Annotated in this window: 7 protein-coding genes and 4 pseudogenes; 4 read left to right on the top strand and 7 right to left on the bottom strand. The window is 72.1% G+C overall.

Annotated features, from left to right (window positions below; genetic code table 11):
- A pseudogene (locus ACFSL4_RS05005) lies at positions 1–93 on the top strand (6-phosphogluconate dehydrogenase); the annotation flags it as partial.
- 9 nt (positions 94–102) lie between these two features.
- Positions 103–327, top strand: a pseudogene (locus tag ACFSL4_RS05000) (histidine phosphatase family protein); the annotation flags it as partial.
- Between the two features lie 358 nt (positions 328–685).
- On the opposite strand, the gene ACFSL4_RS04995 reads toward ACFSL4_RS05000, so the two are convergent.
- From ACFSL4_RS04995 to ACFSL4_RS04975, 5 genes and pseudogenes are all read right to left on the bottom strand, one after another.
- Entirely contained in the window at positions 686–1,096 is a 411-nt protein-coding gene (locus ACFSL4_RS04995; protein WP_381078901.1) for a VOC family protein, read from the bottom strand.
- Between the two features lie 96 nt (positions 1,097–1,192).
- Positions 1,193–1,558 carry a hypothetical protein gene (locus tag ACFSL4_RS04990; RefSeq protein WP_381078899.1) on the bottom strand — a complete coding sequence of 122 codons (366 nt, stop codon included), beginning with the start codon at positions 1,556–1,558 and terminating at the stop codon, positions 1,193–1,195.
- A gap of 1 nt (position 1,559) precedes the next feature.
- Positions 1,560–2,045, bottom strand: a complete 486-nt coding sequence (locus ACFSL4_RS04985) for a TetR/AcrR family transcriptional regulator (RefSeq protein ID WP_381078897.1) — start codon at positions 2,043–2,045, stop codon at positions 1,560–1,562.
- Positions 2,046–2,096: 51 nt separating this feature from the next.
- Positions 2,097–2,831, bottom strand: a pseudogene (locus tag ACFSL4_RS04980) (class I SAM-dependent methyltransferase).
- Between the two features lie 186 nt (positions 2,832–3,017).
- Complete coding sequence (locus tag ACFSL4_RS04975) at positions 3,018–3,668, bottom strand: TetR/AcrR family transcriptional regulator (protein WP_381078895.1); 651 nt, start codon at positions 3,666–3,668, stop codon at positions 3,018–3,020.
- 119 nt (positions 3,669–3,787) lie between these two features.
- Here ACFSL4_RS04975 and ACFSL4_RS04970 point away from each other — a divergent pair, with 119 nt between their 5' ends.
- Entirely contained in the window at positions 3,788–4,672 is an 885-nt protein-coding gene (locus ACFSL4_RS04970) for an NAD(P)-dependent oxidoreductase (RefSeq protein WP_381078923.1), read from the top strand.
- Positions 4,673–4,934: 262 nt separating this feature from the next.
- On the opposite strand, the gene ACFSL4_RS04965 is transcribed toward ACFSL4_RS04970, so the two are convergent.
- Positions 4,935–5,384: a PPOX class F420-dependent oxidoreductase gene (locus tag ACFSL4_RS04965; protein WP_381078893.1), complete on the bottom strand. Its 450-nt coding sequence runs from the start codon at positions 5,382–5,384 to the stop codon at positions 4,935–4,937.
- Between the two features lie 146 nt (positions 5,385–5,530).
- On the opposite strand from ACFSL4_RS04965, the gene ACFSL4_RS04960 reads away from it, so the two are divergent.
- Positions 5,531–6,757 carry a serine hydrolase domain-containing protein gene (locus tag ACFSL4_RS04960; protein ID WP_381078891.1) on the top strand — a complete coding sequence of 409 codons (1,227 nt, stop codon included), beginning with the start codon at positions 5,531–5,533 and terminating at the stop codon, positions 6,755–6,757.
- A 27-nt stretch (positions 6,758–6,784) separates the two neighbouring features.
- On the opposite strand, the pseudogene ACFSL4_RS04955 reads toward ACFSL4_RS04960, so the two are convergent.
- A pseudogene (locus tag ACFSL4_RS04955) lies at positions 6,785–7,096 on the bottom strand (saccharopine dehydrogenase); the annotation flags it as partial.

Raw genomic sequence — 7,096 nt, 5'->3', positions numbered from 1 at the left:
TTCGCGTCCCGGCAGGACGACTCGCCGCAGATGAAGATGATCGCGGCGCTGCGCAGCCAGTTCGGCGGCCACGCCGTCGAGTCCGCGAAGTAGGCTCGGACCATGGGCGACGTCATCCTGGTCCGTCATGGGGAGACCGAGTGGACCGTGACCGGGCAGCACACCAGCTGGACGGATCTCCCGCTCACCCGACGCGGTGAGGAGCAGGCCAAGACCCTGACGCCGTTCTTCGCCGCACAGTCCTTCGGCCTCGTGCTCAGCAGTCCGCTGCACCGGGCGGTGCGGACCGCGGAACTGGCGGGCCTGGCCGGCTCGCGACGGGCACCATCAGCCGGTTGTCGACGGAGCACGGCAACCATGTGATCGCGTCCTGGAACGAGCCGGGGACCTTCCCCGGACGCGGCTAGGGGGTGTTTCGACAGTCCTGTGCGGTGCCCGCGGTGTCCGGTGCGTGCTCTCGGCGTGCCGGACGAAAGCCCTCGTACTGGACGTACTCGGGGTTTCGGCCGGTGCGGCGAGTGGGGGTGCCCCCTGCTCGAAGAGCTTGGGGGAGCGTGCCGGGCGCCGTGGGTGCTGTGCGGGACTTTCGAAACACCCCCCAGCCAGGAGTACGGGGCCCTGCGCCCGGTGTGCCGTACCGCCGGGCGCACCGGGCGTCCGCGGGTCCCCGGGACCCGCCCGCCTCCTATGCGTTGGACCAGGCCCGACGGCAGAGCACCAGCCGGTAGCCGTCGGGATCCTCGATCGTGACGCCCCACTCGTTCCAGTACGGGTTGGGCGAGGGCACCCTCCGGCCGCCGTGCTCCTCCAGACGGGTCACCAGGTCGTCCGGCACCGGCTCGTCGAGGTAGAGGACGAGCAGGTCCTCCTCGGTGGGGCGCGGCTCGACGGGACGGGCGGCCTCATGGACGAGTTCCAGGTGCCAGGGGGCCTTTGGCCACCCGAGCATCAGCAGATCGTGCTCGCCGGGCCGCACACCGCCCTCGGCCCGGTACACCACCGACAGTCCGAGCCCTCCGGTCCAGAACCGCTCGGCCGCGGCCAGGTTCCGGGAGGGGCGGGCGATACGGATGTGGCTGTGACTGCCGACGGGCATGGACGGCTCTCCTCACGGACGGGACGAAGGGTGGACGGGCCCGGTCGGAAGTCTATGAGAGCCGTGATCGCCCGGAGCCGGCCGGTCCGGTCGTGCTCAGCCGCGCACGATGGACTGTTCGACGAGGGCGACGGTCGCGCGGGGGTCGTCGACCTCGATGACCAGGCGGTTGTACGTTTCACCGGCGGCGAGTTCGATGACCACCGCCTTGTCCGGGTTCTTCACGTCCCAGAAGACGCGTTCGCCGTCATGGCGGAAACGGCCGGCCGTGATCACACGGGGGACGTAGGTGCCGGCGACCCGCATGCCCTTGGGTTCACGGGCGATGCCGGGGTCGTGGGTGGCGCCGCGCACGTGGGCGAGGGGGATCTCCAGGCGGCTCTTGAGGGTCCACAGCTTGTCGAGGCCCTGCATCTCGGCGATCAGCAGGCCGCGTTCACGGTCGACGGAAATGAGGGCCATGTCAGTGCTCCTTGGGGGCGGTGGGCCGGGCGCGCATACGCAGTCGGGCGCCGAGGACGGTGGAGGCGAGGTGGGTGGCGGCGTCGCCGTGGGTGGGGCGCAGGGCGTCCTCCAGGGCGGCGATGCCTTCGGCGACCAGGGCGGCGACCTCCGGGTCATGGGGGGCGCGTTCGACCGCGGCGAGCAGGAGGAGTCCGGCCGCCGGGCCGTCGTCGTACGAGGCGATGGCCGCCGCCCGTGCCTGCGCCGGGTCGGTGAGGGTGGCGATGGCGGCGAGGCTCGGGTGGATCTCGTGGTCGAGGTGGTGGCGGAGAGCGGTCAGATGCAGGTTCCGTTTGGAGCCGAAGCACTTGTAGAGGCTGCCCCGGTGGACACCGGTGGCGGTGACCAGGTCGTCGACCGAGGTGCCCTCGTAGCCATGGGTGGCGAAGCGGGCGGCCGCCGCGATGACGGCCTGGTCGGTGTCGAAGGCGCGTGGTCGTCCCATGCCCGTGACCGTAGACGGTTGAGGAACGATCGGTCAAGAACGAGCGTTCTTTTACGGGAGCGCACGGCGGAAGAGGGCCGCCCACAGAAAGGATTCGCCGAAGCGCGCGGAGCAGGGCGGCTCGTCGCGCATACGGCGCAGTTCCACCTCCGCCAGGTCGGAGAAGATCCAGCGCAGCGACTCCGGGGTGTAGGCGAGGCCGCCATGGAGGCGGGAGTGGCGGTAGAAGTCGGCGTCATCGAGTTCGGAGCCCATGGCGCCGGCCGCGAAACAGGTGAGGGCGAGATGACCGCCGGGCGCGAGGACCCGTTCGAGGAGGGCGAGGTAACTGATGCGGCGGTGCGGCGGCAGATGGTGGAAGCAGCCGGAGTCGTAGACCAGGTCGTAGGGACCGCGCAGTTCCGTGTCCGCCAGGGTGAACGCGTCGCCAAGAAGGAACCTGATCTCGGCCCCTTAGCGCCGGGCACGCTCCCCGGCCCAGTCGAGGGCCGCCGGGGAGATGTCGACGGCGTCCACCTCGAAGCCGGAGGAGGCCAGGTACAGGGCGTTGCGCCCCGGGCCGCAGCCGAGGTCGAGGGCGCGCCCCGGGGTGATCAGCCCGCGTTCCAGGCAGGAGACCAGATTCTCGTCCGGCTTCGCCGCGAAGAACGGCACCGGCCTCGAACGGTCGGCGTAGAAGCCGTCCCACCAGGAGGCCCCCTGCGACGTCCAGCGGTCGGCGTCGCGCGCGAAGAAGCCGTCGAGGAGGTCGAGCACGTCGTCCACGGTACGGATGCGCCGGTCCATCCAGTCTCCCTTCCCTGTCCGGCCATCCTATGGCCGTGTTCGACGAAAGCCCAGGTCAGGTGGGATACCGAGATGCCCTGGCGGACCGCGTGAGGGGCGTTGACGGGGGTCGGGAGGCGCGGGTCGGGCATCGGGCCGGGACACGGTCCGATGCCCCGCCGAGGGCCGCCGTGGGCGGCTTCTGCGTCACCGCGGCCCGGGTTTTCCCGGTGATCGGCCGGACCGGGCCTGCGCCCGCCCCTGCCCCGCCGGTTCCACGCTCCCGTCGAGCAGCGGCGCCAGTTCGCGTGCCACCGTCGTCAGGGCGCGTACGTCCCGTTCCGTGCGTGCGATCAGGAGGGCGCCCTCCAGCGCGCTGATCATGAGCGTGGCGAGCGGCTCGGCCCGGGCCGCCGGGACCCCCATGCCCGCCAGCGCCTCGGCCACCGGATGCGTCCAGCAGGCGAACGCCGCCGCTGCCACCGTGCGCGTGGAGTCGGTGGACTGCGCGCAGTCCACCGCCGCCGCGGCGACCGGGCAGCCGCCGGCGAAGCCGCTCGACGCGTACTCCTGCGTCCACTGCCCCACCATCGCGGCGAACAGCCCGCTCGGCTTCGGCTCCGCCAGCCCCGCCAGAAAGCGGGCGACCCGCTTCGCCGCGTACCGGCCGGCCCAGTCCACCGCTTCGTTGACGAGCTGCTCCTTGCCGCCGGGGAAGTAGTGCTGCAGCGAGCCGCGCGGCGCTCGGGCGTGCGCGGCGACGTCCCGCATGCCGGTCGCGGTGACGCCGTCGCGCCGGATCAGCTGGGCCGCGCTGAAGACCATCCGCTCGCGCGGTCCGCGCTCGGACACCGCCATCGTCGACCTCTCCGCTCACCGCACCGTTCCCGACCCACCCTATGACCGGTGTCATAGCGTCCGCTACTATGACCGCTGTCATAACCGGCGCCGTGAACGGAGGATGGTCCATGTCCCTGGTGAAGGCCGGCTTCATCGGTCTCGGCGTCATGGGCCGGCCCATGGCGCTCCGGCTCGCCCGGTCCGGCACTCCACTGGTGGTCTGGAACCGCACGGCCTCCCGGGCGGAGCCGCTGCGCACGGCAGGCGCGGCGGTGGCGGCGGACCCCGCCGAGGTGTTCGCGCGGGCGGAGGTCGTGCTCCTCATGCCGGCGGACGACCTCGCGACCGACTCCGTCCTGGGCCGTGGCACCCCCGGCTTCGCCGAACGTGTCGCCGGGCGCGTCGTCGTCCACATGGGCACCACCTCGCCCGGCTACTCGCGCGCCCTGGAGGCCGACGTCCGCGCGGCGGGCGGGCGGTACGTCGAGGCGCCCGTCTCCGGTTCCCGGGTCCCGGCGGAGAACGGGCAGCTGGTGGCGATGCTGGCCGGGGACGCGACGGCGGTGGACGCGGTGCGGCCCCTGCTCGCCCCGATGTGCCGCGAGACGTTCGTCTGCGGTCCCGCGCCGAACGCCATGCTGATGAAGCTGTCGGTCAACCTGTTCCTGATCACGCTGGTGACCGGCCTCTCGGAGGCGTACCACTTCGCGGAACGGCACGGTCTGGACCGACGGCTCTTCCTGGACATCCTGGACGCGGGCCCCATGGCCAGCGGGGTCTCCCGCATGAAGGCGCCGAAGCTGCACGCGCGCGACTTCGAGGTGCAGGCGGCGGCGCACGACGTCCTGAAGAACAACCGGCTGATCGCGGAGGCCGCCGGCACGGCGGGGCTCGCCTCCCCGCTCCTCGACGCCTGCCACGCCCTCTTCGAGGAGACCGTGTCCCTGGGGCACGGCGGCGAGGACATGGTGGCCGTCCTGAGAGCGATCGAGGCCCGCACCGCGGCCGGCCGTCCACGCTAGGGGGTGTTTCGACAGTCCTGTGCGGTGCCCGCGGTGTCCGGTGCGTGCTCTCGGCGTGCCGGACGAAAGCCCTCGTACTGGACGTACTCGGGGTTTCGGCCGGTGCGGCGAGTGGGGGTGCCCCCTGCTCGAAGAGCCTGGGGGAGCGTGCCGGGCGCCGTGGGTGCTGTGCGGGACTTCCGAAACACCCCCTAGCCCCAACAGGCGACGTTCGCCCCGTCGCGACGCCCGGCACGTCCGTAGGGGTGGGCCCGTCCGCGCGTCAGCGGTCGCCCGCGTCCCTGGGAATGCCGTAGGCCCGCTCCACGTGCAGCCGCAGCACCAGCCGCCGGTCGCGGACCATGGCGGCGCGGTAGCCCTCCCAGTCGGGATGCTCGCCCAGGATCCGGCGGTAGAGCCGGATGAGCTCCTCGACCGTGTCGTCGTACGGGTCCTGGGCGACGGGAGAGAGCTCTGCCGTGCCCTCAACCACCGTGTACGCCCGCCGGTCGGGGCTGGTCACATGGTAGGAGGCCCGCGGGTCCCGGCGCAGATTGCGGGTCTTGGCGCGGTCGTCCGTGACCGAGACCCGGATGATCCGCTCGTCCGGGTCGTAGGCGTGGCTGACGTTCGACAGTTGGGGCCGGCCGTCGCGTCTGAGGGTGACCAGCACTCCGCCGTGACCGTCGGAAAGCAGTGCGAGCAGCGCGTTCTGCGTGGCGTCCTGAGTCATACCCCGGTCAACTCACCGGCCCGACCGGCACATTCCCCGGCAGGGGACGGCCGACACGTCTGGGGGTCAACCCCGTTTTGCGGAGACCATGACATGTTGGACCCGCAAGCCCCCGGGACGGCACCGGGAGACACCGGAGGAGAACGATGGGACACCTGCGGCAAGAGGTGGAGCCGGACGAGGTCGGCCTCGACCCCAAGGCGCTGGCCCGCATGGACCAGCACTTCGCGCACCAGGTCGACGACGGCCGGCTGCCCGGCTACCTGGTGGCGGTCTCCCGGCACGGCCGCACGGCCCACCTCACCGCGTACGGACACCGCGACATCGCAAACCGGCTCCCGGTCGAGACGGACACGCTGTGGCGGATGTACTCGATGACCAAGCCGGTCACATCGGTCGCGGCGCTGATCCTGATGGAGGAGGGCCGCTTCGGGCTCGACACGCCCGTCGCCGACGTGCTTCCGGCCTTCGCCGACCCGCGGGTGTACGTCGACGGCTCCGGCCCGGCCACCCGGACCCGGCCGGCCCGGCAGCCGATCCTGGTCCGCCATCTGCTCACGCACACGGCCGGTCTCACCTTCGGGTTCTACCACGCGCATCCCGTCGACGCCCTGTACCGGGAGGCTGGCATCGAGTCGTCCGTGGTGCCCGGCACGGATCTGGCGCAGACCTGCGAGGCGTACGCGCGGCTGCCGCTGCAGTTCGAGCCGGGCACGCAGTGGAACTACTCGGTGGCGACCAATGTGCTGGGCCGGGTCGTCGAGGTGGTGTCCGGCCAGGACCTCGACGCGTTCCTCGCCCAGCGGGTCTTCGCCCCGCTGGGCATGACGGACGCGGGCCTGCAGGTGACCCCGGAGCAGGCGCCCCGGCTCGCGGAGCTGTACGGCGAGACGGGGGACGGCGGCATCGCCCCCGTCCCCGGCCTGCCCCTGCACGGCCGGCCCCGGCTGCTCTCCGGCAGCGGAGGCATGGTGGCGACGGCGTACGACTACCACCGCTTCATGGAGTTCCTGCGCCGGGGCGGCGAACTGGACGGCACCCGCCTGCTGGCCGCCGGCACCGTCGCCACGATGGCCTCGAACCACCTTCCGGGCGGCGCCGACGTGCGCTCCTACGGCAGTCGGGTCCACCGCGGGCCGGGCAAGGCCGGCCTCGGCTTCGGTCTGGGCGTCTCCGTCGTCACGGATCCCGGCATCACCCAGGCGCCCGCCGTGCTGGGCGCCTACGGGTGGAGCGGCGTGGCCACCACCACCTTCTGGGTGGACCCGCACCACGACCTGACGGTCCAGTTCCTGACCCAGTTGCGCCCGTCCGGCTCCCACTCGGTCTACCCGGAACTGAAACGGCTGGTGCACGAGGCCGTGTCGGGCTGACGGCGGCGGCGCGCACATGTGATGGGATCAGGTACGGCCCTGATCCCCTTCCCCCGCCCTGAGTTCACGGACGGCAGCGTCGAAGCGTTCCCGGCAGCGTTCCCAGGCGCCGCCCGCCTCAAGGTCCGGCAGCAGCGGCGTCAGCGACGCCGAGAAGTCTCGGCTCGCCTCCAGCGGCAGCAGGGAGGGCAGGTTGTCGATGGCGATCAGGTCGAGGACGGGGCTCTCGCGCAGCCTGCGGACCGGGTGCTCCCAGTCGGTGGCCGTGTCGTAGACGGGCAGGAGGTTCAGGGGAGAGCCCACGTCCGCCGTCACATCGAACACGGTGCGCAGCCGGCG

Source organism: Streptomyces caeni, assembly GCF_042678285.1.
In the GTDB taxonomy this organism is placed as follows: Bacteria; Actinomycetota; Actinomycetes; order Streptomycetales; family Streptomycetaceae; genus Streptomyces; species Streptomyces caeni.
This window is presented reverse-complemented; position numbering and strand designations above follow the sequence as displayed.

Coding starts and splice junctions, on each gene's coding strand:
- ACFSL4_RS04995 (WP_381078901.1), bottom strand. CDS start 1,096: ATGCCCGTCGGCAGTCACAGCCACATCCGTATCGCCCGCCCCTCCCGG.
- ACFSL4_RS04990 (WP_381078899.1), bottom strand. CDS start 1,558: ATGGCCCTCATTTCCGTCGACCGTGAACGCGGCCTGCTGATCGCCGAG.
- ACFSL4_RS04985 (WP_381078897.1), bottom strand. CDS start 2,045: ATGGGACGACCACGCGCCTTCGACACCGACCAGGCCGTCATCGCGGCG.
- ACFSL4_RS04975 (WP_381078895.1), bottom strand. CDS start 3,668: ATGGCGGTGTCCGAGCGCGGACCGCGCGAGCGGATGGTCTTCAGCGCG.
- ACFSL4_RS04965 (WP_381078893.1), bottom strand. CDS start 5,384: ATGACTCAGGACGCCACGCAGAACGCGCTGCTCGCACTGCTTTCCGAC.
- ACFSL4_RS04960 (WP_381078891.1), top strand. CDS start 5,531: ATGGGACACCTGCGGCAAGAGGTGGAGCCGGACGAGGTCGGCCTCGAC.